Below are 24,957 nucleotides of genomic sequence, written 5' to 3' on the forward strand. Positions count from 1 at the left end.
CTCAAACGTAGTTATTTTTTTGTTAACGGTCGCATGCTTCCGTACTAGCGGTATTTCCGCTATCTGTTGTGTGGGAGAGCATTTTATATACCACCTGATTTTATATGATTTTGTGGTGAACAAAAAAACTGGAATATGTTTTGATAAAGGGATGACTTCATATTGGCCCATGCCAATATTTTATACCTATAGTGCTAAACATGTAATAAATCTGTTGATCATGAAAAAATTGTTGTTACTCATGGGTATCGCCGCTTTTTTTGCGTGCAATGAAAATAATACCCAGCAAGAGAAGAAAGAAGAAGTAAAAGAGGGCGCCGCCAAAGTAAAAGATGACCTCAAATCCACTGCCAACAGCGCCGGCGATTACCTCGACGAGCAAAAGAAACAGGTGGAGGATGCCATCAATACCCGGATAAAGGAAATAGACCAGACCAGTGCTGAACTGAAAAAGGAAGGATCAGAAAAGAGTGCAGCAGCCCGTAAAAAACTGGAAAACCTGAAGGCGGAAATGAATAAGAAAATGGAAGATATCCGCAACAGTAGCGCCGATGCATGGGACAGCACCCACAAAGCCAGCGATGAACTGATGCGGAAATCAGATAAAGAATGGACCGATTTCAAGCAGAATTTCAAAGACCTGTTTAAGAAGGACTCGGAGTAGTAATTGCTAAATTCCACATTCCTTGTTCCGTGAACATTATTCTTGTAATTTTACCCGTCTTAAACCGATTTGAATTTGCTACTTTCTCATTATCAGGATTTATTAGTGGAGGCTGGCTGTGATGAAGCCGGAAGGGGATGCCTGGCAGGCCCGGTGTTTGCTGCGGCGGTGATTCTCCCCCCGGGGTTCCGTCATCCTACACTGAATGATTCCAAGCAACTGAAAGCAGCAGACCGCGACAAGCTCCGGGTAGTGATAGAAAAAGAGGCGCTGTTTTTTGCAGTAGCCAGTGTGGATAATGTGGAAATTGACAAGATAAATATTTTGAAAGCCTCATTCAGGGCCATGCACCTGGCATTGGAGCAACTAAGCCGGCAGCCGGAATTTATTATTGTAGACGGCAACAGGTTTTATAACTATGGAAGCACCCCACATGCCTGTATTATCCAGGGAGATGGTAAATATGCTTCTATAGCAGCGGCTTCTATTCTCGCCAAAACGTACCGGGATGAGTATATGCAGCAATTACATGCCGTATATCCGCATTTTGGCTGGAATGATAATAAAGGCTATCCAACAAAGCAACATCGGGACGCAATCCGGGAGTTTGGCGATACGCCCTACCACCGCAAAACATTCCGCCTGTTGCCGGAACAACTGGAACTGGAATTATAACCGTTGGCATGTAAGCTGCATGCTAATGGCGCTCGTTAACCTTATACTTATTAATTTTGCCCTGATAGGGAACGATTATGTTAAAGCAGACACAACAGCAAAAGTTATTACAGAAACTCTCACCCCAGCAGATTCAGCTAATGAAACTGCTGCAGGTTCCTACTGTCAACCTGGAAGAGAGGATCAAGGAAGAACTGGAAGAAAACCCTGCGCTGGAATACGGTGAAGAAGCCCATGACGAAGAATTTAAAGAACAGGAGGAGTTTGACGCGAAGACAGAGGAGGAAGAATTTGAACCGGATGGCAGTGAGAATGAATACGACAATATAGATATTTCCGAATATGTAAGTGAGGGAGATGATGACGTGGCAGATTACAAACTGCGCGATGATAATTACCCCGATCCGGATGAAAGCAATAAAACCATTCCCATCCGGGTGGAAACTTCTTTTCATGAACACCTGCTCAGTCAACTAGGCATGCTGGAACTGGACGACCATCAGAACACCATTGCCCAACATATCATCGGCAGTATTGATGACGACGGATATCTGCGCCGGGAAATAAGTGCGATGGTAGATGATCTTTCTTTCTCCCAGAATATTGATACTACGGAAGAAGAACTACAGGAGCTGATCAAAAAGATCCAGGAATTTGATCCTGCCGGTGTATGCTCCACAGATCTGAAACAGTGTTTGCTGTTACAGTTGAAACGGAAGCCACAGGACGACGAAGGCGTATATACCGCCTACCTGATCCTCGAAAATTACTTCGACGAGTTTACCAAGAAACACTACGAAAAGATACAGAAGGCGCTGAGCCTGACGGATGAAGCCCTGAAAGCATCCATCAATCAGATCATTAAGCTGAACCCCAAACCGGGCGGTAACTATGCAACGCTTAATAAAGCAGAAAGCTATGTGTTGCCCGACTTCTTTATTTTAAATAATGCCGGCAAACTGGAGCTCACGCTCAATTCACGTAATGCACCGGACCTGCGCATCTCTGGCGGGTACCGCGAAATGTTGCGGGAATATGATCGTGGCGACAAAAAAGACAAACGACAGAAAGAGGCCGTACTTTTCATCAAGCAAAAGATTGATGCGGCCAAATGGTTTATAGATGCTATCAAACAGCGCCAGCATACTTTGTTATCCACTATGGAGTCTATCATGGACTATCAGCGGGAGTTTTTCCTTACCGGGGATGAAACCACGATGAAACCCATGATCCTGAAAGATATTGCAGACCGCACCCAGCTCGACATTTCAACGGTAAGCCGGGTAGCCAACAGCAAATATGTACAAACGGAGTTTGGTACCTTCAAACTGAAGTTCTTCTTTTCCGAATCTTTATCGACAGACAGTGGCGAAGAAGTTTCTACCCGTGAAGTAAAGAAGATCCTGTCTGACCTGATAGAGGCTGAAAACAAACGGAAGCCGCTGAGTGATGAAAATCTCACCAAAATGCTACAGGACAAGGGGTACAATATAGCCCGCCGTACTGTGGCCAAATACAGGGAACAGCTGAATATTCCGGTGGCCCGTTTACGTAAAGAATTATAAGTAAAAACAATCATGCAAGAACAAGTTGTATTAGACCGGGATGGGCATTTGCATATGGAACCGGATTTCCCTCCTGCTGTCCGCTCACTGGCGCAGGTTATTTCCTATGTTACGCATCCGCTGTTTATTCCAACGCTGGTTACCTTCCTTGTGCTGCAATCTATTCCGGAGTATATGGTGGCATTTAAGCCGCTGAGCAAGCAGTTTGCCTTCGATATGCTGTATTTCAGGGTGGTTATTATCAGCTTGTTTTTCCCGTTGCTGACGGTTTTACTGGCCAAGGCGCTGGGGTTCATTTCTTCTATTTATATGAAAACCCAGCGTGATCGTATTATTCCATACGTGGCGATCATCATTTATTACTTCTGGGCGTTCTATACATTTTTACAGGAAGGCCGGGCACCCAAGTTCTACTCAGCCTTTTTCCTGGGCATGTTCCTGGCGATCTCCCTTTCTTTTGTAACCAACAGTTTCCTGAAAACCAGCATGCATACCGTAGGCTGGGGCGGCGTGATCGGCTTTCTGCTGTCGCTGATGTGGGGCATGCATATGAATGTGTCTGTACCGCTGATAATCACTTTCTTTATTGCCGGTGTGGTGGCTACTGCCCGTATGGTGCTGAAGGCGCATACGCCTGCGGAGGTCTATCTCGGCTTCATCATCGGTATCATCTGCCAGCTGGCAGCCTGCTGGATCCTGGTGGTGTAAATAGTTTCGTCCTGCCGCATCCCTTACTCCTTTTCCGTTGCCTATCCTTTTACAAGGATGGCCCCGGAAACAGGGTAAGAAGAATATAGCAGGACGAATAAAAAAATTTGGGGTTGAACCAGTTACCAGTGGTGTGTTACCCCCGGTAACATGGATGCAAGGCCGTAAGGCAGGTTAACAAACAATAACTAACAAACACTTCGGGGTATCAATTTCAACAACTAAACTTGACACTACAAAAGTCTGATATTCTGTATTGATACTCAAGCGTATAACTACGTTTTTTTAAAAAGCCGTAGTTTTCTCATTTTGCCCTTATTAATTTTTTTTTGAGAGAAAAATGATTGCGCACATTCAATGCGCAATGACTTTGCATCTTTGTTATGCCATTGCGGGTTAGCCCTTTTAAAATATTGGAATGGGAGCTGATTGGAAAGAAATAATGAATACTATATTTTTTAGCATTGAAAATAAATTGCTAAAAAATTTAGGAAAATTAAAATTTAGGTTATAATTTAGCAGACCAGTTGTGATTTGCTTTTCGTTTAAATTTGTAAAAACAATTACTGATATGTCTACAATCAACGCGGAAAAATTGAAGGCACTGCGCCTTACGATGGATAAGATAGAGAAAGATTTCGGCAAGGGATCTGTGATGATGATGGGCGAAAAAGCAGAAGCGCCAATGGAGGTAATTTCTACCGGTTCATTGGGTCTTGATATCGCACTGGGAATCGGAGGCTTGCCAAAAGGCAGGATCGTAGAAATATATGGTCCTGAGTCTTCCGGTAAAACAACCATTGCTATACACACCATAGCAGAAGCGCAGAAAAAAGGTGGTATATGCGCCATTATTGATGCGGAACATGCTTTTGATAGCAGCTATGCCAGGAGACTGGGCGTAGATGTGGATTCACTGCTGATCTCTCAGCCAGATCATGGTGAGCAGGCACTGGAAATCGCAGACCGCCTGATCCTGTCCGGTGCAGTAGATGTAGTCGTAATAGATTCGGTAGCCGCACTGGTACCAAAAGCTGAACTGGAAGGAGAAATGGGAGAAAGCAAAATGGGCTTACAGGCACGTTTAATGTCACAGGCATTGCGTAAACTGACAGCCACCATTTCCAAAACCAACAGTTGCTGCATATTCATTAACCAGTTACGTGAAAAGATAGGTGTTATGTTTGGCAACCCCGAAACAACAACAGGTGGTAATGCGCTGAAATTCTACGCATCCGTGAGACTGGATATCCGCCGTATGAGCCAGATCAAAGATGGCGACGAAGCTGTGGGTAACCGCGTGAAAGTGAAAGTAGTAAAGAATAAAGTAGCACCTCCTTTCCGTCAGGCTGAATTTGATATCATCTACGGAATGGGTATCTCCAAAATGGGTGAGATCATCGACATGGGTGTGGAATATGGTGTAGTACAGAAAAGTGGTAGCTGGTTCAGTTACGAAACCAACAAACTTGGTCAGGGCCGCGACGCAGTAAAACAACTGCTGAACGATAACCCCGAACTGGCCGCAGAAATAGAAGCAAAAATCAAAGTAAAAATAGCTGAAAAACAAGCAGAGGCTTAATTGTTATGTGATTAAGCTACGCCATAAAATATAATTTTAGTATATACTTAGAAGTTAGTTTTAGTTTTAGTAAGCATTGGGTTAGTATGCACATCCCTGCCTTTTTCTGGGCGGGGATTTTTTTTTGCAATGAAGTCACTTACAGCACACACAACTGCTTTTTAAAATAACAGTATCCTCCAAACAAAAAGCCGCTCCGGTAATCGGAACGGCTTTTCTATCACTTGTTAATCTTACTATCTTATCAAATTAAGCTTCCGCTTTCATGCCTTTAGCAGATCTCTTACGCTCTTCTTCGTCCAGGATGGTTTTACGCATACGGATAAAGTTAGGCGTTACTTCGATGCACTCATCATGCTGGATGTACTCCATACATTCTTCCAGTGTCATCAGGATCTTAGGAGCAATGTTGGCAGCACCATCTGTTCCACTTGCACGCATGTTGGTCAGTTTCTTACCTTCATTCGGGTTCACTACGAGGTCACCTGGTTTATTGGTTTCTCCGATAATCATGCCCTTGTATACTTCTTCTCCCGGATCAACAAAGAAAGAACCTCTGTCCTGTAATTTATCGAGAGAGTAACCGGTAGTAGTACCAGCTTCCTTAGCAATCAGTACACCATTGTTACGGCCTGGGATAGCGCCTTTCCAAGGTTTATAATCGTTAAAGCGGTGTGCCATTACAGCTTCTCCTGCAGTTGCAGTCAGCATCTGTGTACGCAAACCGATCAAACCACGGGAAGGAATTTCAAATTCCAGGTGTTGCATTTCACCTTTGGTTTCCATGATCAGCATTTCGCCCTTACGACGGGTAACCAGGTCAATCACTTTGCTGGCAAAATCCTGCGGAACGTCTACCACCAGGGTCTCGTACGGCTCACATTTCTTACCATCCACCAGTTTCACAATTACCTGAGGTTGACCTACAGTCAGCTCATATCCTTCACGACGCATGGTTTCAATCAATACACCTAAGTGCAGGATACCACGACCATATACCATGAAGCTATCTGCATTTTCAGAATCTGTTACACGCAGCGCCAGGTTCTTTTCAGTTTCCTTCATCAAACGATCACGCAGGTGACGGGAAGTAACGAATTTACCATCTTTACCATAGAACGGTGAGTTGTTAATACCAAACAACATGTTCATGGTAGGTTCATCCACACTGATAACCGGTAATGCTTCAGGATTTTCAGCGTCAGCAATAGTATCGCCGATGTTGAAATCTTCAATACCTACTACCGCGCAAATATCGCCGGCAAATACTTTTGTTACTTTTCTTTTACCTAATGCTTCAAAGATATACAGCTCACGGATCTTCTGTTTTTTGCTGGTACCATCTGTCTGCATTAAGGTAGTCCACTGACCTTCTTCAATGGAAGCACGTGCAACTTTACCTACCGCAATACGGCCAAGGAAAGAAGAGTAATCCAGGGAAGTGATCTGCATCTGTAGATTGCCTTCCGGTGTTGAAGGCTCCGGAACGTATTCCAGGATACCATCCATCAACGGAGAAATATCTTCACTCTGTTCTAATGTATTGTTGAACCAGCCATTCTTACCGGAACCATAAAAGGTTGGGAAGTTCAGCTGTTCTTCAGTAGCATCCAGGTTGAAAAACAATTCAAATACTGCATCATGTACTTCATCAGGACGGCAGTTAGCTTTATCCACCTTGTTGATAACAACAATAGGTTTCAGGTTCAGCTGTAAAGCTTTCTGCAACACAAAACGGGTTTGTGGCATCGGACCTTCAAAAGCATCTACCAGCAGGATAACACCATCAGCCATTTTCAATACACGCTCCACCTCACCGCCGAAGTCGGCGTGGCCCGGAGTATCGATTACATTGATCTTGGTTCCCTTGTATTCAACAGAAGCGTTCTTGCTGAAGATGGTGATACCACGTTCCCTTTCGAGATCGTTACTATCCATAATCAAATCCCCTGAATCCTGGTTAGCCCGGAATACATTGGCCTGATGAAGGATCTTGTCAACCAAAGTAGTTTTACCATGGTCTACGTGTGCAATAATTGCGATATTACGAATGTTCATATACTTATGTCTTTAGCTATCAGCCATTAACAAAATTTAAGCTAATAGCTACAAAAATGAGGCGCAAAGGTACGAAAACATAGCGAAAATGAAGGGAGCGTGCTTTAAATAAATGTAACCATTTAGTCACTTGTAAAATCCATCTTCTAACAATATGACAGCCAGTTATTTATAATTAATTATTAGTCCGTTTATAAAACAAAAAGTTTTATGGCGTCAGATTTGTTCCAAGCCCCATACGCAACATATTCACTATGAGAAAGAAACTACTCGTTTTGGCTATTATATGCCTATCTGGTTATTATCCACAAATACAAGCCCAAACAATTCCTGCACAGGATATCATGCTCACGGCTTATAAATACCCCTACCCAGTTCATTTCTTTAAACTGCTGATCCAGGGCGAACCCTTACTGATGGCCTTCATGGATGTACAACCCGCGCACCCAAACGGCAAAACAGTTGTGTTGCTCCATGGTAAAAATTTCTGCGGCGCCTACTGGGACAGCACCGCAGCCGGCCTTAGCAACAACGGCTACCGCGTCATCATCCCCGACCAGGTAGGTTTCGGCAAATCATCCAAACCCAAACACCTGCAATACAGCTTCCAGCTCCTGGCTCAGAACACCAAAGCTCTGCTGGACTCCTTACAGATAGAAAAAGTGGCCGTACTGGGGCATTCCATGGGCGGCATGCTGGCCACCCGCTTCGCCCTCATGTACCCACAAGTGACAGAAAAACTCATCCTCGAAAACCCCATCGGCCTGGAAGACTGGAAAGTAAAAGTGCCCTATCAGTCAGTAGACCAATGGTATAAATCAGAGCTGGTTCAGAACTATGATAAGATCAAAAAATACCAGCTGGACAGCTACTACGCCGGCCAATGGAGGCCCGCCTACGACAAATGGGCCTCCCTGCAAGCCAGCTGGATACACAGCCCCGACTATGCACAGGTAGCATGGAATGCCGCCCTCACCTACGATATGATCTTTACCCAACCGGTATATTATGAGTTCGAAAACATCCAGGCGCCTACCCTGCTGATCATCGGGCAGCGCGACCGCACCGCCCTCGGCAAAGCCAGTGCCCCGGAAGAGGTACGCAAAACATTGGGGAACTATCCCGAACTGGGGAAAAATGCAGCAAAGCGGATACCTCACGCCACACTTGTGCCGGTTGAAGGCGTAGGTCACCTCCCTCACATAGAAGCCTATACGAAATTTATTACACCATTACTGGATTTCCTGAAATCGTAGTTGCGCCGGCTTTCTATTCCGCCAGCAGCTCCACCACATACTCCAGGGCACTCTGATTGGCAGGGTTATCCAGCGCATGCGCAATATCCAGCTTTTCACGGGAGGTAAGATGCCAGGAAAGCGCCGCTGCCTTATCCTGCTTTTGCGGTACATACTGAAAGATGACACGATGAAACTTATCGGGGAAATAACCTTCCATATAATTCAGCAGGTCATCCTGGTCGAAGTCCTGCATGGCGCTCCAGTGCTGTTGCATAGTAAACAGTGGCTCAAAAAGCAGGTCGCTGAGATCTTTTGTTTTTTTGATGGGAGAGATATCGTTTTTGCGGGTATCGCGTATCTGAAGATACACCACGCCGCTGGTGTTTTCATTGATCCATTTATTAAAAGTATACAGGTACCGCAAAGTGGTTTGCTGTCCGAAATTATCGCGGATACCGGCATCCATCACATCCACGATGGGATTACTCGGCAAAAAAGCATTCGGTAACACATAAGGGAAGGTAGCACACATGCGGATCGCACTCGTCACCCGAAGATCCATCGCATGCTGAGCGGCAAAATACTGCCCGAAATCCACCCCGTCAATATCGCGTACCTGGCGGGTAGGATACAGGTATTGCGGACTACACAAATAACTGATGGGTTGCGGGGAAATCATCAACCGGCGGCCATCTGCATTGATAGTAGCATTCCAGATCAGCATGGGAATGTCTGCCCTTTTCTCCGGCAACTGATAGTCTTTCAACGATTTATTTAATACGCTGTCTGTATTCTGATTCAGCTGCATCTCAAAAGCATAGCCCCTGTCTCTCGCATAATGATTCTCCCCCATCTGGAAACTTCTCCAGGGAGTAATGAAATCATTTACCGCCAGCGCGCTGAATACAGAATTCAGCAGATCACGCGAAACTCTTTCTGCATAAATACTATCTCCCAACCTCACCGGCTTTCCCTGTAACTGCTGATAATACAATTCCCGGAAATAGCTGGCTCCCAGCATACCACCGGAAGCACCGGTCATCAGCACGGTATGTTTCATCAAACGGCCGTGGAGTAAACTATCCAGCCGTTGTAATACATTCAGTGTCCAGGTAGCGGAACGGCTGCCACCACCACTGAAGTTCATGACGATCAGCGGTGGATTTTTACCTGCCGGAAACCTGGCCCTCCAGGTACGCAGGATCTCCAAGGTCTGCTTTCTGTCTGCCTCATACTTCTCCCGTGTAAAAAATTTTTGCAAGGCATCTACACTATATTCCGGTCGCTCCTTCTTTTGACGGTAATCCAGGCCGTAGGCTTTGTTGCGGTTATCCACCCAGCTATTTTCCACCATCCAGTTCAGACCGAATAACATCACCAACAGCACAGGAATAGACCAGGTTTGCAACATATAGGAGTAAGCCCCTGCCACTCCTATCAGGAAGGCAAAAAAGATCAGTACACTGGCGCCGGCAGGGATCCTGAACACTTCATAATCCATCATATACGCCAGTATTACCAGGAAGATCAACGAACAACCCACAGTGATCATCGCGGCAAAGTGATGTTGTTTCAGGATGCTGTCCAGGTAATGCTTGTTATAATGATCCACATTCCTGGCCCGGCGGATACGCCACGGTGTTGAAAAGTAATTATGCACCGGTAGCGCATTCTCATCCGGCTCCTGTGTAGGCTTTAATATGATCCGCAGGAAATTGCGCGGGTTACCAAAACGCTTCTCCAGGCGCCGGCCGATATTTTTATCTGCATTAAAAAAATAGAAAAAACAAAAGAAGATGATAAACAGTGCTCCGCACACAAACCCTTCTCCCAGCAACAGGATTTCAGGAATGGTACTCAACTGTTCATAACGCTGATACTCCCATCCCCGGAAAATCAGGCAAAGGAAAAAAGCCAGCGGTATAATAGAATTATTGAGACAATAGCGAAAAAAGGGTTGGGAAGTAGTTGCCAGAAATTTAAATCTGCCCGTATGCAAAATGAAGGTGGTAATCTGCCAACTCATGATAAACATGCCAGTAGCGAGTCCCAGGATGGTGGTACTGTAAAAATTTACCTTTCCCAGGTACTCCGGTGCCAGGTAAAGCGCATCTCCCCCAAATACCTTGGCAAATCCTCCATTGATCGTACTAAACAGGATGACCCAGAAGATGAGTAATACCTGGTACTTTCTGAAATGCAGCAGCAGTAACTGTATAGGGAAAGAATAGTAAATTTTTATAAGCAATAATTTCACCTTCATCAGACGATTATTACGAATAAACCTACGGAAAAATTACTTATTTCTCAGCCCTGCTGAGAAATAAGCTCCATACCAATGATAATAACAACAGCATTCCTACAAACTGGTGAAGGATAGCATAGCTCAATGGTATTTTGATCTGACTGCTGAGTAAGGTCAGCACACCCAGTAACACCTGCAATAATACCAGCAACAAAGGCAGATAGCGGGTACCATGCAGCCAACTGGCAACAGGTACTTTTGCTGCCTTCCACCACCACAAAGCAATCAAAATGGTAATCAGATAAGCCAGCCCACGATGAATAAACTGGATAGTAATGGGATTATGAACAATATCGACAACAAACCCTCCCTGGGAAAACATCCCGGCAGGAATCCAGGCGCCATTGATATCGGGCCAGGTATTGGCCACCAGGGCGGCATGAAGACCAGCCATAAAAGCGCCGTACACCAGCTGCACCGCCACAATCATCAACAACCATATATTCAGCCGGCGCAAACCAGGTACCTGCAGCACTTCTCTGTCGGGCACGCTTAATTTCAACGCAAACCAAAACACATAACACAACAGCACCAATGCAGCTATAAAATGAACAGCCAGCCGTATATGGCTTACATACAGATTCTCATCATTCAACCCACTCATTACCATTACCCAGCCAATAACACCCTGCAATGCACCTAACAGGAACAGTACAATCATAGGATTGATCATACTCTTATCGATCTTCTTCTTAATAACAAAATAGATGAAGGGTATGATAAACACAAAACCTATCAAACGGGCCCAATCACGATGCAACCATTCCCAGAAAAAAATGAATTTGAAATCCGTTAACGTAAAATGATTATTCACATATTTATACTGTGCAATCTGTTTGTAGCCATCGAACGCTTTTTGCCAATCGGTCTCATTCATAGGCGGAAACGCGCCCAACAAAGGTTGCCACTCCGTAATAGACAAGCCGGAGCCAGTCAGACGGGTAAGTCCTCCCAATAATACCTGAATCACCAACATGCCCACGCCTATGTATAACCAGATAGCAACGGGGCGGCTATTTTTAATATTAACTGCTTCCATAAACGCTGCAAAAATAGGGAATAACAGGCTTAAAAGAATTACAAATCAGACCAGGATTAATAAGATGTACAGAAATAGCCCGATCTCCCGTAATTCACTTTAAATTTTCCATTCTTTTAACACTTCCGTAATATTCTGTTAACCCCAACACCGGAGCTTTGCATCGAAAATAGAAAACCCGGTTAAAAAGCTCAACACATAAAAAAAATAATGTCATGAAACACGTAAATTTTGTTTTAGCTCCCAAAGCAGTAACGTTGGTATTGGCCACTATCCTCACCACAGTGCTACACAGCACTGCACAGGAAAAGCCTTTTGCTTATAATGCCACCAGGTATACACATGAACAACCTGCTGCAACACCAGCGAAGAAAACATGCAGCTTTGAAATATCACAACTGGAAAAAAATTCCCTGCTTTTCAAACTCACTGTTGATAACCCCGAAAACGAAAAGCTGACACTCTACATAAAAGATAAGTTCAACAATATCCTCCACCGTGAAATGCTGCCGGTTGCTGCCAGGTTTGATGCACGCTACAACCTACAGTCACTCGAAGACGGTGAATATGTTTTTGAAATTAAAAACGGAAAGAATAGAATAACAGAGAAAGAAATTGAGATCAAAACACAAACCGTGGTAAACAGGAGCGTTTCCATGTAGTTGCGGAAATAATAAACGCCGGTTCATCTGCCCAACAATGGCTGGATGAACCGGCGTTTATCTTTAATAAATTATTTATTTATCGCTTCATATACCACATCCATCATTTTCCCTCTTGTATTCAGTGCTGATATTTTTGAATTGGAACCGCCATTAGGATACACGCGGTTACTCAGAAAAATGAAAACCATATTATTCACCGGATCAGCCCATACACAGGTTCCGGTAAAACCGGTATGGCCAAAAACCGCGCTGGAAGCATACTTTGCGGGATATGCTTCTCTCCTGGTTTTGTTATCTTTTTCAGGTTTATCAAACCCCAGTCCGCGGCGGCTGATATTACTGCTGTATGCTGTAAAAAGCTTGACCGTTTCCGGTTTAATATACTGTACCCCACCGAATGAACCCTTGTTCAGCAACATCTGCATAATAATTCCCAGATCATGCGCATTGGAAAACAACCCGGCATGACCGGCTACGCCGCCCAGCATGGCTGCGCCGGGATCATGCACATCCCCACGTAGTAACTGTTCACGAAAAAAATGCTCGTGCTCCGTTGGTACCAGCGCCGACAAATCAAACCGTGTTCTTGGCAAAAAGCCGGTGGTAGCCAGTCCCAGCGGATTATAAAAAGTATCCTGTACGTATACATTCAGTTTTTTTCCGGTTACCTGCTCTACTACCTTTCCCAGGAAAAGGAAATCAAGATCACTGTAGACATAGCCCTGACGGGGCGACAACCTGCTGTCAAGAATTTTTTTCCAGATGGAGTCTACATAATCGTCATTCATATACATGCGATCCGCTACACGGATCATATGGGAGGGCTCCGCTGTAGGATGATACAGCAGCGTATCGGGATAGCCATCAGGATACAGCGTTTCCTTATAAAAAGGAATGTAGGCAACCAGGCCCGCCTGATGCAACAACACATCGCGGATCTTCAAACCCGCTTTATCTGTACCCAGCACAAAAGGGAGATAATCGCCCAACGTAGCGTCGAGCCTTATTTTCCCTTCATCATAAAGGCGCATAACAGATATCGTGGTAGCACAAACCTTTGTTACGGATGCCAGGTCATAAATAGATTGTGGTGATACCGGTTCCTTTTTGTTGTATTCGTAATGTCCGAAGCAACGGTTGTACACTATTTTCCCATCTTTCATTGCCAATACTTCACAGCCCGGAGCAGCGCCACGGGCAATCATATCGCTGGCCAGGCCATCTATTTTCAGTAATGTCTGTTCGTTCAATCCGGCTGCCAGTGGTGAAGCCTTGAGTAATTCCGTGTACTGGTTTATTTCATACGTGATGCCTGTACCGGAAGGCAGACCGGGACAAACGGTTACCGGCAGTTTCCCTTTAGGGCCCAATTCTCCAAATAACAGGTCGGCAGCCACCCGCTGGGTGGTGCTGTCATCTTCATAAGCGGCGATGATAGCGGGTGCATCGCACCAGTTCTTAATGGCATACGGATTTCCGAATACCACGGTAACGGAAGGCATTTCCTGTTGCAACTGGCGCACAATCAGTTTTTCCGCGAGCGATAAGCCAAAGTTGTTGGCCGGCCGGCGACTGAAGTCGTGCACACTGATAATTACCGCCTTATAATCACGCTGGATGCGGGATACAATCGGCGCAATCTGTTGAACAGATTGACGGGAAGTGAAGATAAAAGCATCTGTACCGGGTTTATATGTTTTCACGGCTTCCAGGAAAGTATTGTTTACATCCGCGCCCACAGCTATTACAGCCAGCTTCTGTTGCACCATAGCCGGAGAAAACGGCACCAGTTTTTTATCGTTCCTCACCAGGGTAATCGCATTTTGTGCAATGCGGCGGCGCAGAGAATCTGTTTGTTCGTTAAGGTCGTTTGCCAGGTTGCGGGTATCAATCTGTTGCGGTTTCCACAGGCCCAGGTCATATTTGGCCCGCAGTACTTTTTTCACGCGTTCGTTCACTTCTTCCTCGCTGATCTGCCCGTTTTTGATAGCTTTTCTGATGGCGGCAACACTGCCGGCAGCGGTAGAAGGCAGGATCATGAGGTCGTTGCCTGCCAGCAGCGACTGTAAGGATTCCTGTCCTTTTGTATAGAATTTCGCAATGCCCTTCATTTCCAGCGCATCGGTCACTACAAGTCCTTTAAATCCAAATTCGTTTTTCAGGATTTTGGTTACTGCGTTGTAGGAAATAGAGGTGGGCGTATTCGGTTTTTTATCGATAGCAGGTATATAGAGATGTCCTATCATGACGGCCCCTACACCTGCTTTGATGGCTTCCCGGAAAGGATACAGCTCCAGGGAGTCGAGTTGTTTCCGTGTTTTATTAATGGTAGGCAGATCAAGATGTGAATCCACATTCGTATCTCCATGACCTGGAAAATGTTTGGCGCAGGCCATTACACCTACGTCCTGCATGCCCTTGATGGTGGCTATACCCATACGGGCTACCTGGTATTTATTTTCCCCGAAAGAACGGTCATTAATGACCGGGTTGTTGGGATTGTTATTTACGTCCATGTCCGGCGCGAAGTCCATATGAATACCGAGCCGTTTGCACTGTTCTCCCATGATACGGCCTGCGTCATAAGCCAGGGCGGTATCCTGCACGGCGCCTATCATCATGTTGCGGGGTAATGAAATCACGCTGTCCAGGCGCATGCCGAGTCCCCATTCACCGTCGATAGCCACGAGTAACGGCACTTTTGAAATGGACTGGTAGTAGTTGGTCAGGTTGGCTTGCCGTACCGGCCCTCCCTGGAAGAAGATGACGCCACCGACTTTGTTATCCTGAATATCTTTTATTACTGCGTTGATATGATCCTGTCCCAGGTTGGAATGTGCACGGATCATAATGAGTTGTGCTATGCGCTCATCCGGGGTGAGCGACTGAAATACGCTATCGGCCCACTGCGAGGCCCTGTCCTGCCGCGGATCTGTTTGTGTGGTTACCTTTTTATGTTTCTTCCCGTTGTTCGCACCGGACGGCATGGGAATCGCATTCCCCGTCATCAGCAAGCCGGTAAGTCCTGCAACCAGTATTTGTTTCCTCATGTCATAAACTTACAAATAATCGGGCAAGAATCCAGTAGCTGTCCGGCTGACAATCAACTAATTATTAATATTAATTATATGATTTTGTCAGACAGGAAGATATTCATTAAATTAGCATTCCTCTTTAACGATACTTTAGAGATTACGGATAAAATTTAAAATATCTTTACTATTTTGCCGGAATCTTTCATATTACTTTAATCAATTGTAATTTTAATTACAAATACATTCAACTGTTTGCTATATTTGCAACCTTGCGCGAAAACGTAGATTTTAATAAAACATGGTCAATCTCATTTTATTTGGCCCTCCCGGTAGTGGTAAGGGTACACAAAGTGCTAAGATTATTGAAAAGTACGGACTTATACATCTGTCTACCGGCGATTTGCTGCGTAGTGAGATAGGTAATAAGACACCGTTGGGTCAGGAAGCCACTAAATTCATGGATCAGGGATTACTGGTACCGGATGAAGTGGTGATAGGCATGATCAGTTCCAAGCTGGACGCTAATCCGGAAGCACGTGGTTTCATTTTCGACGGATTTCCCCGTACTACTGCTCAGGCAGAAGCACTGGATAAATTACTGGCGCTGAAAAAAACGGCGATATCAGTAGTATTATCCCTGGAAGTTCCGGAAGATGAACTGATAAAACGTTTGCTGAACCGTGGTTTAACCTCCGGTCGCAGCGATGATGCTTCTGAAAGCGTGGTAAAAGCCCGTATCGTGGAGTATCATAATAAAACGGCACCAGTGGCTGATCACTACGCCAAATTTGGTAAATTCAGGAAAGTGAAAGGCGATGGCAGCGAAGAAGAAGTTTTCGAACTGCTGAGCAAAGAAGTGAATGAACTGGTGGCTGAAAAGGTGTAACCTTTATTCATAAAGACTTTTATCATCTTATTATACAACGCAAAGATTGTAAGTTGGCGGCTCATAGTACCGGGATGTACTAATTAGCTTAAACTTAACGATCTTTGCGTTTTGTTTTTCACGCTGTCTGACAACAGCGTGACTTTAAAATTTTGAGACTAGTGGAAAAAGCGAACTTCGTAGATTATATCCGTGTATTTTGTAAATCCGGGAAAGGCGGCGCCGGCAGTATGCATTTTATGCGTACCAAATTCAATGCGCAGGCCGGTCCGGATGGTGGTGATGGCGGCAGAGGCGGGCACGTTATCTTAAGAGGTAATGCCCAGTTATGGACCCTGTTGCACCTGCGCTGGCATAAAAACCTGCTGGCGGAAGATGGTGAAAACGGCAGTGGCGACAACTGCACAGGCCGCTTTGGAAAGGATATCATTATCGAAGTACCGCTGGGCACACAAGCCAAAGATGAAGAAACCGGCCGCATAGAAGCCGAAATACTACACGATGGCCAGGAATTGATCTGGATTCCCGGCGGTCAGGGCGGCAAAGGCAACGCCTACTTCAAATCCGCTACCAACCAAACACCCGAATATGCCCAACCAGGCATGCCCGGCACCGAAGGCTGGAAAGTAGTAGAACTGAAAGTACTGGCAGACGTAGGACTGGTAGGATTCCCCAATGCCGGTAAATCCACCCTCCTTTCTACACTCACCGCTGCCAAACCCAAAGTAGCCGATTACGCTTTTACCACCCTCACCCCCCAACTGGGTATGGTGGAATACCGCGACAACAAATCATTCTGTATCGCAGATCTTCCCGGTATTATTGAAGGCGCCCACGAAGGAAAAGGATTAGGTCACCGATTTTTACGACATATTGAAAGAAACGCCGTATTATTATTCCTGATTCCTGCCGACAGTGCTGATCACCGTAAAGAGTTTGATGTACTGGTAAATGAGCTGGAACAATATAATCCCGAATTACTGGATAAACAGTTTCTGCTGGCCATCAGTAAAAGCGATATGCTGGATGATGAGCTGAAAGCCGCTATATCAGCGGAATTACCGGAAAATGTACCACACGTATTTATCTCGTCCGTAACACAACTGGGGCTGAGTGAATTGAAAGATATTTTGTGGACTGCCCTTACTGCCAATAACAACAAGGTAAATACCGGGGACACTGTGAAAGCAGAATAACTGGTGCAGTGCTGAATGGGATAACAACGCCAACGTTCGTTTTTATACGATCCCACATACCATGAATATATTTGTAAAACTGGCAGCGCCCGCACTGGCGCTGCTTGCATCCTGCCAGCAATCTGCCGTCCCCGGAATGGAAAGGCCTGTACAAATTGATACAATGCTGCTGGTAGCGCCTCCGGCACAATCAGCCGTTAAAGTAGCCTCCAACGAAGTATCTGTGGTAAGTCACGACTCTACTACGTATATCCGTTTCGGTGATTGTTACCTGTCGCTCGACTGGATTTCCCCGGACCACGCCCGCAATGATTTTGAACTTCGTCCGGATACCCTCTTCTTCACCCTCCGCCGTCATCATACCATCGAAGGCCAGATGCTGGCCATCACTACCCGCGAAACGGAGAAAATTAAAGTCTCCCAAAGCTATGAAACCAGTATCGTTATTGGTACCGTAGCACTTAAAAACTGGAAGCACTACCGCGCCGGTTGGGAAATGCTTACTGCCGAAGCCAATAACTTTTTTATCTGCAAAAGATATACGCTCCAGGAACGCACCCTGTTTCCCGCCTTCAGCCTCCCGGCATTACAGCAATACGTGAAAAAAAATTATAGTAAAGACGTGTATGCCCGTATTGCACACACGGAAAAGATCCCGCAGGCCACTATCAGCACCTACTACCTGAAACTGAACAGTCTCAGTAAAAGAACAGCTGCGAGGATCAACAAACTGCTGGTCATAGAGGTAGCTTTCTAAAATGAGGCTGTTATCTTCATTTGTTTATCTGCAAAAATTTCCCGCTAAAATATTTTATGCAGCTACTGCTGTAGCAGTTATCCTGCTTTTAGCTTTAGGGCCTTTCTTTTTCTTCATCGTCCTGTTAATCCACAGTATGGTGCCGGTAGTAGGGAAAGTAACGCCCAGCAATGCAATGATGAGGGCAAATACTTTTGAGGTTTTTCCGAAAATGGCGCCTGTGTGCAGCGGTTTAACGCTGCTGCGGATTTGTTGGCCCAGGTTCTTTTCTCCAAAAGTCTGTGATTTGAGCACCTTGCCACTGAACTGATCCAGGTAATAGCTGGTAGTAGCGCCTTCGTGCAGGGTTCCCGCGGGGAGCAGGGTTACCATAAAGGCCGCAGCAGTGTCTTTGGGCGCCATCAGGGAATAATATTGAGCATCCGGTACCTGTTGCTTTACCTGTGCCAACGCTGTTTCAAAAGAAATAGTTTTATGGGTGATGACAGGATCCGGTACAGAAACCGGCGCTTCCGTCGGTTTGGGAGAAGTGCCCAATGCGGCATACAGCCCTTTGCTAAACCATTCGGACCCGATAGTTAACCCCGTAAAAGCAGATACAAAAAGGAATATCGCGGCGTAGAAACCCAGTACGATGTGCAGGTCGTGGTTCAGGCGCTTCCAGCCCCTGTCCCACTTCACTTTGATGCGTTGTTTGAGAATGTTCCGGGTTTTAGGCCACCAGAGTACAATACCGGTGATCAGTATAAATACGAAGATGAGGGTACTGATCCCTGTTATCATCTTTCCTGTGTCGCCCGCCAGCAGCCAGCGATGCAATGAAAAGATCTTATAATAAAATGTTTGCTGATAGCTGTATAGTTCCACCACTTTGCCGGTGTAAGGATTTACAAACGCCGTGCGGCCACCCTTTTCTTTCTTTGGGGGTGCATTCTTTTCGGCAGCTTTTACATCCTTATTGCCTGCTACTTTATTTTGTGCAGGCGCCGCCCCTTTCACTTCTTTCTTTCCGCCTTTCTTTTTTTCGTCCAGCGACACGGCCAGGGTACGGGAAGGATCTGCAAATACCTGGATGCGGGACACGCCGGCGCCGGGCACCTGTTGCTTTACCATGGCGGCTATTTCGTCCAGCGGAAGACGCTGGGCGGCAGGTTGCACGTAGTAACGGTCATGGTTAAACGCTTCTGTCAGTTCCTTTTCAAAAACCAGCAATGAGCCGGTCAGGCAACTAATCGTAATAACCAGGCCGGCCGCCAGACCAAGATATAAGTGTATACGGCGAAAAAAAACTTTCATAGCAGATCGATCCAAAAGGCAAAGAAACAATCATAACCCGGAACGGTCTACGCAAAACGGGAAAAAGATTTACGCAAAACGGAATTTTTTGCAAAAAAAGGGCAGGTAAGCACCGGACCTTTAAAACCCGTTGCTCACCTGCCCCTGTATGCGGCTGCGTGAACCGCTTATAATAACCCGCCCAGCATACCACCGGCGGCATTCTTCATTTCTGCTTCCCAGGAACCCTCTGCATCTTTCAGCGCACGGTTTAAAGCGGTGAGCAACAGGTCTTCCATTTCTTCCTTGCGTTCAGGCGCAAAAAGGTGCGCGGCAATATCAATACTTTTTACCTGGCGGTTACCATCCACCGATACTTTTACCGCACCGTCACCGGCTTCCCCTTCCAGTGTTACATTCGCCAGACGCGCTTTACCTTCTTTCATTTTTTGCTGGATCTGTGTCAGCTTACCAAATAAATCACCAAACATGTTCGTGTGTTTTTAAGAACTGCAAAGATAAGCGATTACAGCCGCTCTGCATAAGGCTTTGATATGCATATTTTTTTTTATAAGCGATGGTGGAAGCAACAATTCCGTATCTTACCAGCAGGTAATAGTATCAGCAAAAATGGAAACAAAGGTTTGTATCATTGGCGCCGGTCCCGGTGGCGCTTGCGCGGCTTTACAGCTGGCACAACTTGGCATTGAATGTATCGTGGCAGATAAAGCAGTGTTCCCGAGAGATAAAGTCTGCGGCGATGGTCTCAGCGGAAAAGTGCTCACCATACTTGAACGGATAGACAAGGAAATGGGTGCCCGCCTGCAAAAAGCTGCCTTTAAAATGGATAGCTGGGGCGTAAAGTTTGTCGCACCTAATCGCATCGGTATGGATATTCCTTACAAACCCGATTACGAGAACCATAAAAATGATCCCCGTGGCTTTGTATGCAAACGCATCGATTTCGACAATTTCCTGGTAGACGAAATGAAACGCCGCCCGGAAATCCGTTTGTTTGAAGGCGTAAGTATAGATAAATACCGGCTGGAGGAAGATGGATATTATCTCTCTAATAATGATGGCTCCTTCCAGGTAAAAGCGCAGGTGATCCTGGTTGCCAACGGCGCCCATTCTGCCTTTACCAAAGATGTAGCCGGTATAAAAATGGAACCGGAACACTATGTGGCCGGCATCCGCGCCTATTATAAAGGCATCACCGGACTACATACAGACAATTTCATAGAACTGCATTTCCTTAAAAATATGTTGCCCGGCTACCTCTGGATTTTCCCGCTCCCCAATGGCGAAGCCAATGTGGGCGTAGGTATGCTCAGCAACAATGCCCGCAACAAAAAGGTAAACCTGAAAAAACTGATGCTCGAAACGGTGGTAACAGATCCTACCATGAAGGACCGTTTTAAAGACGCCACCCTGGTTGGAAACATAGATGGCTACGGACTTCCATTGGGCAGCAAAAAAAGAAAACTCCACGGCGAACGGTATATGCTGGTAGGCGATGCGGGGTACCTCATCGATCCTTTCACAGGTGAAGGCATCGGCAATGCGCTGTACTCCGGCAGAATAGCCGCCCAGCAGGCAGCTGCGGCCATCGCTGCCAACGACTACTCCGATAAGTTTTTTGATGCCTACGACGAAAATGTATACCGCATCCTGGGACCGGAATTAGAGGTGAGCACCAAACTGCAGAAACTCATCAAATACCCATGGCTGTTTAATATGCTGATGAAAATGGGCTCCCGCAATAAACAACTGAAAGACCTGATGTCCTGCATGTTCCATGAAGTAGACCTGCGGAAAAAACTAGGGAATCCAATGTTCTATGTAAAGCTGTTATTTAATAGATAATATAATAATTTTTCTTTTGTGAGATATTTAAGCAGATGGGTTATACTACTCCTTTTTCCTGTAGCCGTAACCGCACAAGCAAACAAGATGACAGCAGCAGAAAAAGAACCTTCTCCCCGGCACACCCCCCTGATCACAGCCAGGGTGGCCGATATGTTGGCAGCCCTTCCGTTGAAGTGTCTGGATCAGGCGTATCCTTATAAAACCGGTATTGTATTTTCCGACAGTTCTTTGTTGGGGGCGCCGGTAAACTATCACCCGGCTTTCTATGGTTGTTTCGATTGGCACAGCAGTGTACACGGTCACTGGATGCTGGTACGCCTGGTGAAAATGTTTCCGGATATGGAAAAGAACCAGGTGATCCGTACCCGGCTGGCACAACATCTCACCGCAGCTAATATAAAAACAGAGATACAACTCTTTACCAGCCAGGAAAATAAAAGTTTTGAACGCATCTATGGATGGAGCTGGCTGTTGCAATTACAGCGCGAGCTGCTCACCTGGAACGACCCGCTGGGTAAGGAATTGAGTCAAAACGTACAACCACTCGCAACCTTCTTTTCAAAAGCTTACATTGATTTTTTAGATAAGATCATGTATCCCATCCGGGTAGGCGAACACACCAACCTCGCCTTTGGTCTTTGCCTGGCCTGGGATTATGCAAAAACAGCCAACGATACCGCCCTGCAAACGGCGATCCGCCATACGGCCACCCGCTTTTATGCCGCCGATAAAAATGCACCCGTTGCCTGGGAACCGGGAGGTTATGATTTCCTGTCGCCCAGCCTGGAAGAAGCGGACCTGATGCGCCGCATCATGCCGGAAAAGGAATACCGCACATGGCTATACGCTTTTTTACCCGGCCTGTTTGAAGCACCTATCAGTATCCTGCAACCCGGGCAGGTAAAGGATCGTACGGATGGAAAGCTCGTGCATTTGGATGGACTGAACCTGAGCCGCACCTGGTGCCTGGAGGCTATTGCGCGTCATGGAGGCAGGAATCAGCAAGCCATTCAGCAACTGGCAGATAAGCACCGGATGACATCTTTTCCACAGATCGCCAGCGGTAATTACGCCGGCGAACACTGGCTCGCATCATTTGCCGTATACATGCTTACCGCCGAACAGCAATTATAATCAGATCGTTTCAGAATCGAAGATCACTACATTATCCCAGTACTGCTTGCAGGTTTCTATAAAGTGCAGGTGTACGGGATGTACCTGGTAAATATCGTGCGCTGTTATGTCATTAAAAACACAAAGCAGGCAATAGCTATAGCTTTTGTCTATCACCGGACGATCTGTAATCGCGGGCTTTCCTACATTAAATATTTTGATCTCATCAATCGTATGCAGGCTGCTCACACCGGCTTCAAAGCGCAATACATCTTCCTGCGACAAACCTGGTTTGAGGTAGAAGTTAACAACGTGTACAAATTTTTTATCCAACGCTTTCATCCTGTTTATTTTTTAAGTGCTCTAAAATACACGTTAGTAGCAGAAAATGCAAGGCTTATGATTCCCTGTTTACATACGCGTTAACGGTATACCTGTTTACCGCATATACAAGTCCCAGGATCAGCACAACCCCAGCAAACACCGGCAGTCCGGGCCAGGGCGTAACAATCATTTCGTGCTTAGCCAATACCATTGCAGCCCAGTACTGCAAGCCGGTTACTACCACCAGCGAAACAAGACCGATGATAATGTACAGTGGCACAAATTGTTTCAACAGGTATCGTTGCAGTTGCTGCGGAGCTGTTCCTAATGTCACCAGCAGCTGAATCTCCTTTTTGCAGGAAGCAATGATCAATTGTATAAACATGCTGAATACCAGCATAGCAAAGAGCAATAATATCAACCCAAAAAAACCTATTACAGATACAATGGTTTGTACGATCATCCGGGTCTTGCTGAATTTCAGCTTGTCCATATTGGTGGTATAGCCATGATCATCCAGGAACTTTACCAGCACCGGGCTTGAGGGGTCCGGTGTTTTGATGATCAGCCGGGAGGTGGTCGTCACTTTGGTATCGCTGTATTTTTCATTGGCCCATTCCATAAATGAAGCTGGTACCAGGAAAGAAGAAATCCTGTCGGAAAATCCCACAACATGCCCTATATATTGCTCGGACACAGCATTGTTGGAGATATTCACCTGTAAGGGCAAAGCCTTTACCGTTTCCTGTGAAATCTGCGGCAGGTCCTGACTCAGCGAAAATCCAAAGTTATACAGGTTCAGGAAGTCGCTGGGCAAAATGATGGGAATAGTGCGGTCGCCCGGATGCCATTTCCAGTCTTCATCTTTCACATCAATAAAACTATCAGGCACGGATTCAAAGAACATGTCGGTAGCAAAATGCAGATCGCCGGGAGCCTGTACCACTACCCTGTACTGGCTGGAGGTAATTAACCCAAACGCCTGTACGAAAGGCTGCTGTTGTATCGCTGCAATTTCTTCGGGCGTAAATGCGCTCTTACCGGTTTGTCCCATTGTAGCATTGGTAATCTTTTTATTGATTACGAGGAAGTCGGCAGTTTCATTCTGATTTTTAGCGCCATACAGCAACTGGTTGAAATTGGTGTGTACCTGGATAGCCACCAGGATGAGCAGCATAGCAATGCCCAATCCCACGGAAGCCATGAGGAAACGGCTTTTACCGACACCGGTCTGTATTATCTTTTTGAGTAGTTCGAAAAAAGGGCGCATGAAAAATACATTAAAGCTGATAATGCACATCGTAATGGAAGTGCTGATCATTATCCAGGTCTGTTAAAATAAACCCGGCGTTGCGGGCTTTGCACTCATCTGCAATCAGTGCGGCAGCGCGCTGTGCATTATCTTCATCCAGGTGGCTGAATGGTTCATCCATCAGTAGCCACCGGAATGGCTGTACCAGTGCACGGATAATAGCAATACGCTGTCGCTCGCCATAGGAAAGGGTTTTGCTGCTTTGCTGTAACACATGGGTTACGTTCAGCCACGCGGCCATTTCCTTTATCTTTTCTGCGGAGCAGTAAGGATTTTGTAACATCACTCTTTTCAGGGTAATATTTTCCTCCGCAGTAAGCTGATCAAACAGGCGCAGGTCCTGGAATATAATACTGATCTGCTCCTGCCGCATTGCTGCAACTGCATTCTTATCGTATGCCTGCCACGGCTGTCCGTTCACCAGCACTTTTCCCGTATAGTCGTAACGGATATGATACAGGTAATGTACCAGCGTGGTTTTGCCGGTGCCGGAAGGCGCTTTAATTTTCACAAAACTGCCTGGCTTAAAGGTGACTTCCTGGTTCCAGATACCGGATGGCCGTTGCAGGAGCTTGTCCTTTAAGGGTATGGGCAGCAGGTGTTCGAGCTGTATTTGCATATACCAGCTAATATAAATGATTTAGAGATTTAGTTATTTTGTTTCAGTAAGAAATGTGCTACTGAAACAAAA

21 protein-coding genes are annotated in these 24,957 nt (G+C 45.9%); 12 read left to right on the forward strand and 9 right to left on the reverse strand.

What is annotated here, in order from left to right; genetic code table 11:
- Positions 1 to 220: 220 nt before the first annotated feature.
- From ABQ275_RS23395 to recA, 5 genes are all read left to right on the forward strand, one after another.
- The gene (locus ABQ275_RS23395) at positions 221 to 664 is read left to right on the forward strand and encodes a hypothetical protein (RefSeq protein WP_349315560.1); all 444 of its coding nucleotides are present in this window, start codon (positions 221 to 223) and stop codon (positions 662 to 664) included.
- A gap of 75 nt (positions 665 to 739) precedes the next feature.
- Positions 740 to 1,339 carry a ribonuclease HII gene (locus ABQ275_RS23400; RefSeq protein ID WP_349315561.1) on the forward strand — a complete coding sequence of 200 codons (600 nt, stop codon included), beginning with the start codon at positions 740 to 742 and terminating at the stop codon, positions 1,337 to 1,339.
- Between the two features lie 140 nt (positions 1,340 to 1,479).
- The gene (gene rpoN, locus ABQ275_RS23405) at positions 1,480 to 2,904 is read left to right on the forward strand and encodes an RNA polymerase factor sigma-54 (protein ID WP_349315562.1); all 1,425 of its coding nucleotides are present in this window, start codon (positions 1,480 to 1,482) and stop codon (positions 2,902 to 2,904) included.
- A gap of 12 nt (positions 2,905 to 2,916) precedes the next feature.
- Positions 2,917 to 3,612: a hypothetical protein gene (locus tag ABQ275_RS23410; protein ID WP_349315563.1), complete on the forward strand. Its 696-nt coding sequence runs from the start codon at positions 2,917 to 2,919 to the stop codon at positions 3,610 to 3,612.
- Positions 3,613 to 4,183: 571 nt separating this feature from the next.
- Complete coding sequence (gene recA, locus ABQ275_RS23415) at positions 4,184 to 5,194, forward strand: recombinase RecA (RefSeq protein WP_349315564.1); 1,011 nt, start codon at positions 4,184 to 4,186, stop codon at positions 5,192 to 5,194.
- 249 nt (positions 5,195 to 5,443) lie between these two features.
- Here recA and typA read toward each other — a convergent pair whose 3' ends face one another.
- A complete protein-coding gene (typA, locus tag ABQ275_RS23420) occupies positions 5,444 to 7,252 on the reverse strand; it encodes a translational GTPase TypA (RefSeq protein ID WP_349315565.1) in 1,809 nt (602 codons plus the stop codon).
- A 254-nt stretch (positions 7,253 to 7,506) separates the two neighbouring features.
- Between typA and ABQ275_RS23425 the strand changes: the two genes are divergently transcribed.
- Positions 7,507 to 8,508 (forward strand): alpha/beta hydrolase, encoded by a 1,002-nt coding sequence (locus ABQ275_RS23425; protein ID WP_349315566.1) that lies wholly within the window; start codon positions 7,507 to 7,509, stop codon positions 8,506 to 8,508.
- Positions 8,509 to 8,521: 13 nt separating this feature from the next.
- Here ABQ275_RS23425 and ABQ275_RS23430 read toward each other — a convergent pair whose 3' ends face one another.
- Both ABQ275_RS23430 and ABQ275_RS23435 read right to left on the reverse strand, forming a co-directional pair.
- Complete coding sequence (locus ABQ275_RS23430) at positions 8,522 to 10,753, reverse strand: patatin-like phospholipase family protein (protein ID WP_349315567.1); 2,232 nt, start codon at positions 10,751 to 10,753, stop codon at positions 8,522 to 8,524.
- Between the two features lie 37 nt (positions 10,754 to 10,790).
- Positions 10,791 to 11,834, reverse strand: a complete 1,044-nt coding sequence (locus tag ABQ275_RS23435; RefSeq protein WP_349315568.1) for a COX15/CtaA family protein — start codon at positions 11,832 to 11,834, stop codon at positions 10,791 to 10,793.
- Positions 11,835 to 12,049: 215 nt separating this feature from the next.
- On the opposite strand from ABQ275_RS23435, the gene ABQ275_RS23440 reads away from it, so the two are divergent.
- A complete protein-coding gene (locus tag ABQ275_RS23440) occupies positions 12,050 to 12,496 on the forward strand; it encodes a hypothetical protein (RefSeq protein ID WP_349315569.1) in 447 nt (148 codons plus the stop codon).
- Positions 12,497 to 12,567: 71 nt separating this feature from the next.
- Here the strand turns inward: ABQ275_RS23440 and ABQ275_RS23445 are convergent, their stop codons facing one another.
- Entirely contained in the window at positions 12,568 to 15,549 is a 2,982-nt protein-coding gene (locus ABQ275_RS23445) for a glycoside hydrolase family 3 N-terminal domain-containing protein (RefSeq protein WP_349315570.1), read from the reverse strand.
- Positions 15,550 to 15,832: 283 nt separating this feature from the next.
- Between ABQ275_RS23445 and ABQ275_RS23450 the strand changes: the two genes are divergently transcribed.
- The 3 genes from ABQ275_RS23450 (at position 15,833) to ABQ275_RS23460 (ending at position 18,373) form a co-directional block, all read left to right on the forward strand.
- Entirely contained in the window at positions 15,833 to 16,420 is a 588-nt protein-coding gene (locus tag ABQ275_RS23450) for an adenylate kinase (RefSeq protein WP_349315571.1), read from the forward strand.
- A gap of 161 nt (positions 16,421 to 16,581) precedes the next feature.
- Complete coding sequence (gene obgE, locus ABQ275_RS23455; RefSeq protein WP_349315572.1) at positions 16,582 to 17,616, forward strand: GTPase ObgE; 1,035 nt, start codon at positions 16,582 to 16,584, stop codon at positions 17,614 to 17,616.
- 61 nt (positions 17,617 to 17,677) lie between these two features.
- The gene (locus ABQ275_RS23460; protein ID WP_349315573.1) at positions 17,678 to 18,373 is read left to right on the forward strand and encodes a hypothetical protein; all 696 of its coding nucleotides are present in this window, start codon (positions 17,678 to 17,680) and stop codon (positions 18,371 to 18,373) included.
- A gap of 54 nt (positions 18,374 to 18,427) precedes the next feature.
- Here ABQ275_RS23460 and ABQ275_RS23465 read toward each other — a convergent pair whose 3' ends face one another.
- Together ABQ275_RS23465 and ABQ275_RS23470 are read right to left on the reverse strand one after the other, a co-directional pair.
- Positions 18,428 to 19,669: a PepSY-associated TM helix domain-containing protein gene (locus ABQ275_RS23465; RefSeq protein ID WP_349315574.1), complete on the reverse strand. Its 1,242-nt coding sequence runs from the start codon at positions 19,667 to 19,669 to the stop codon at positions 18,428 to 18,430.
- Between the two features lie 167 nt (positions 19,670 to 19,836).
- Positions 19,837 to 20,139: a YbaB/EbfC family nucleoid-associated protein gene (locus tag ABQ275_RS23470; protein WP_349315575.1), complete on the reverse strand. Its 303-nt coding sequence runs from the start codon at positions 20,137 to 20,139 to the stop codon at positions 19,837 to 19,839.
- Positions 20,140 to 20,278: 139 nt separating this feature from the next.
- Here ABQ275_RS23470 and ABQ275_RS23475 point away from each other — a divergent pair, with 139 nt between their 5' ends.
- Entirely contained in the window at positions 20,279 to 21,514 is a 1,236-nt protein-coding gene (locus ABQ275_RS23475) for a geranylgeranyl reductase family protein (protein WP_349315576.1), read from the forward strand.
- Between the two features lie 18 nt (positions 21,515 to 21,532).
- Positions 21,533 to 22,651 (forward strand): DUF2891 domain-containing protein, encoded by a 1,119-nt coding sequence (locus ABQ275_RS23480; RefSeq protein ID WP_349315577.1) that lies wholly within the window; start codon positions 21,533 to 21,535, stop codon positions 22,649 to 22,651.
- Here the strand turns inward: ABQ275_RS23480 and ABQ275_RS23485 are convergent, their stop codons facing one another.
- From ABQ275_RS23485 to ABQ275_RS23495, 3 genes are read right to left on the reverse strand one after another with little or no spacing between them, the layout of a single operon-like run.
- Entirely contained in the window at positions 22,652 to 22,972 is a 321-nt protein-coding gene (locus tag ABQ275_RS23485) for a Dabb family protein (RefSeq protein ID WP_349315578.1), read from the reverse strand.
- A gap of 55 nt (positions 22,973 to 23,027) precedes the next feature.
- Positions 23,028 to 24,224 carry an FtsX-like permease family protein gene (locus ABQ275_RS23490; RefSeq protein WP_349315579.1) on the reverse strand — a complete coding sequence of 399 codons (1,197 nt, stop codon included), beginning with the start codon at positions 24,222 to 24,224 and terminating at the stop codon, positions 23,028 to 23,030.
- A 10-nt stretch (positions 24,225 to 24,234) separates the two neighbouring features.
- Complete coding sequence (locus tag ABQ275_RS23495; protein ID WP_349315580.1) at positions 24,235 to 24,885, reverse strand: ATP-binding cassette domain-containing protein; 651 nt, start codon at positions 24,883 to 24,885, stop codon at positions 24,235 to 24,237.
- Positions 24,886 to 24,957: the final 72 nt, after the last annotated feature.

The organism is Chitinophaga sp. MM2321, from assembly GCF_964033635.1.
In the GTDB taxonomy this organism is placed as follows: Bacteria; Bacteroidota; Bacteroidia; order Chitinophagales; family Chitinophagaceae; genus Chitinophaga.

Coding starts and splice junctions, on each gene's coding strand:
- ABQ275_RS23395 (WP_349315560.1), top strand. CDS start 221: ATGAAAAAATTGTTGTTACTCATGGGTATCGCCGCTTTTTTTGCGTGC.
- rpoN (WP_349315562.1), top strand. CDS start 1,480: ATGAAACTGCTGCAGGTTCCTACTGTCAACCTGGAAGAGAGGATCAAG.
- ABQ275_RS23410 (WP_349315563.1), top strand. CDS start 2,917: ATGCAAGAACAAGTTGTATTAGACCGGGATGGGCATTTGCATATGGAA.
- recA (WP_349315564.1), top strand. CDS start 4,184: ATGTCTACAATCAACGCGGAAAAATTGAAGGCACTGCGCCTTACGATG.
- typA (WP_349315565.1), bottom strand. CDS start 7,252: ATGAACATTCGTAATATCGCAATTATTGCACACGTAGACCATGGTAAA.
- ABQ275_RS23425 (WP_349315566.1), top strand. CDS start 7,507: ATGAGAAAGAAACTACTCGTTTTGGCTATTATATGCCTATCTGGTTAT.
- ABQ275_RS23430 (WP_349315567.1), bottom strand. CDS start 10,753: ATGAAGGTGAAATTATTGCTTATAAAAATTTACTATTCTTTCCCTATA.
- ABQ275_RS23435 (WP_349315568.1), bottom strand. CDS start 11,834: ATGGAAGCAGTTAATATTAAAAATAGCCGCCCCGTTGCTATCTGGTTA.
- ABQ275_RS23440 (WP_349315569.1), top strand. CDS start 12,050: ATGAAACACGTAAATTTTGTTTTAGCTCCCAAAGCAGTAACGTTGGTA.
- ABQ275_RS23445 (WP_349315570.1), bottom strand. CDS start 15,549: ATGAGGAAACAAATACTGGTTGCAGGACTTACCGGCTTGCTGATGACG.
- ABQ275_RS23450 (WP_349315571.1), top strand. CDS start 15,833: ATGGTCAATCTCATTTTATTTGGCCCTCCCGGTAGTGGTAAGGGTACA.
- ABQ275_RS23460 (WP_349315573.1), top strand. CDS start 17,678: ATGAATATATTTGTAAAACTGGCAGCGCCCGCACTGGCGCTGCTTGCA.
- ABQ275_RS23465 (WP_349315574.1), bottom strand. CDS start 19,669: ATGAAAGTTTTTTTTCGCCGTATACACTTATATCTTGGTCTGGCGGCC.
- ABQ275_RS23470 (WP_349315575.1), bottom strand. CDS start 20,139: ATGTTTGGTGATTTATTTGGTAAGCTGACACAGATCCAGCAAAAAATG.
- ABQ275_RS23475 (WP_349315576.1), top strand. CDS start 20,279: ATGGAAACAAAGGTTTGTATCATTGGCGCCGGTCCCGGTGGCGCTTGC.
- ABQ275_RS23485 (WP_349315578.1), bottom strand. CDS start 22,972: ATGAAAGCGTTGGATAAAAAATTTGTACACGTTGTTAACTTCTACCTC.
- ABQ275_RS23490 (WP_349315579.1), bottom strand. CDS start 24,224: ATGCGCCCTTTTTTCGAACTACTCAAAAAGATAATACAGACCGGTGTC.
- ABQ275_RS23495 (WP_349315580.1), bottom strand. CDS start 24,885: ATGCAAATACAGCTCGAACACCTGCTGCCCATACCCTTAAAGGACAAG.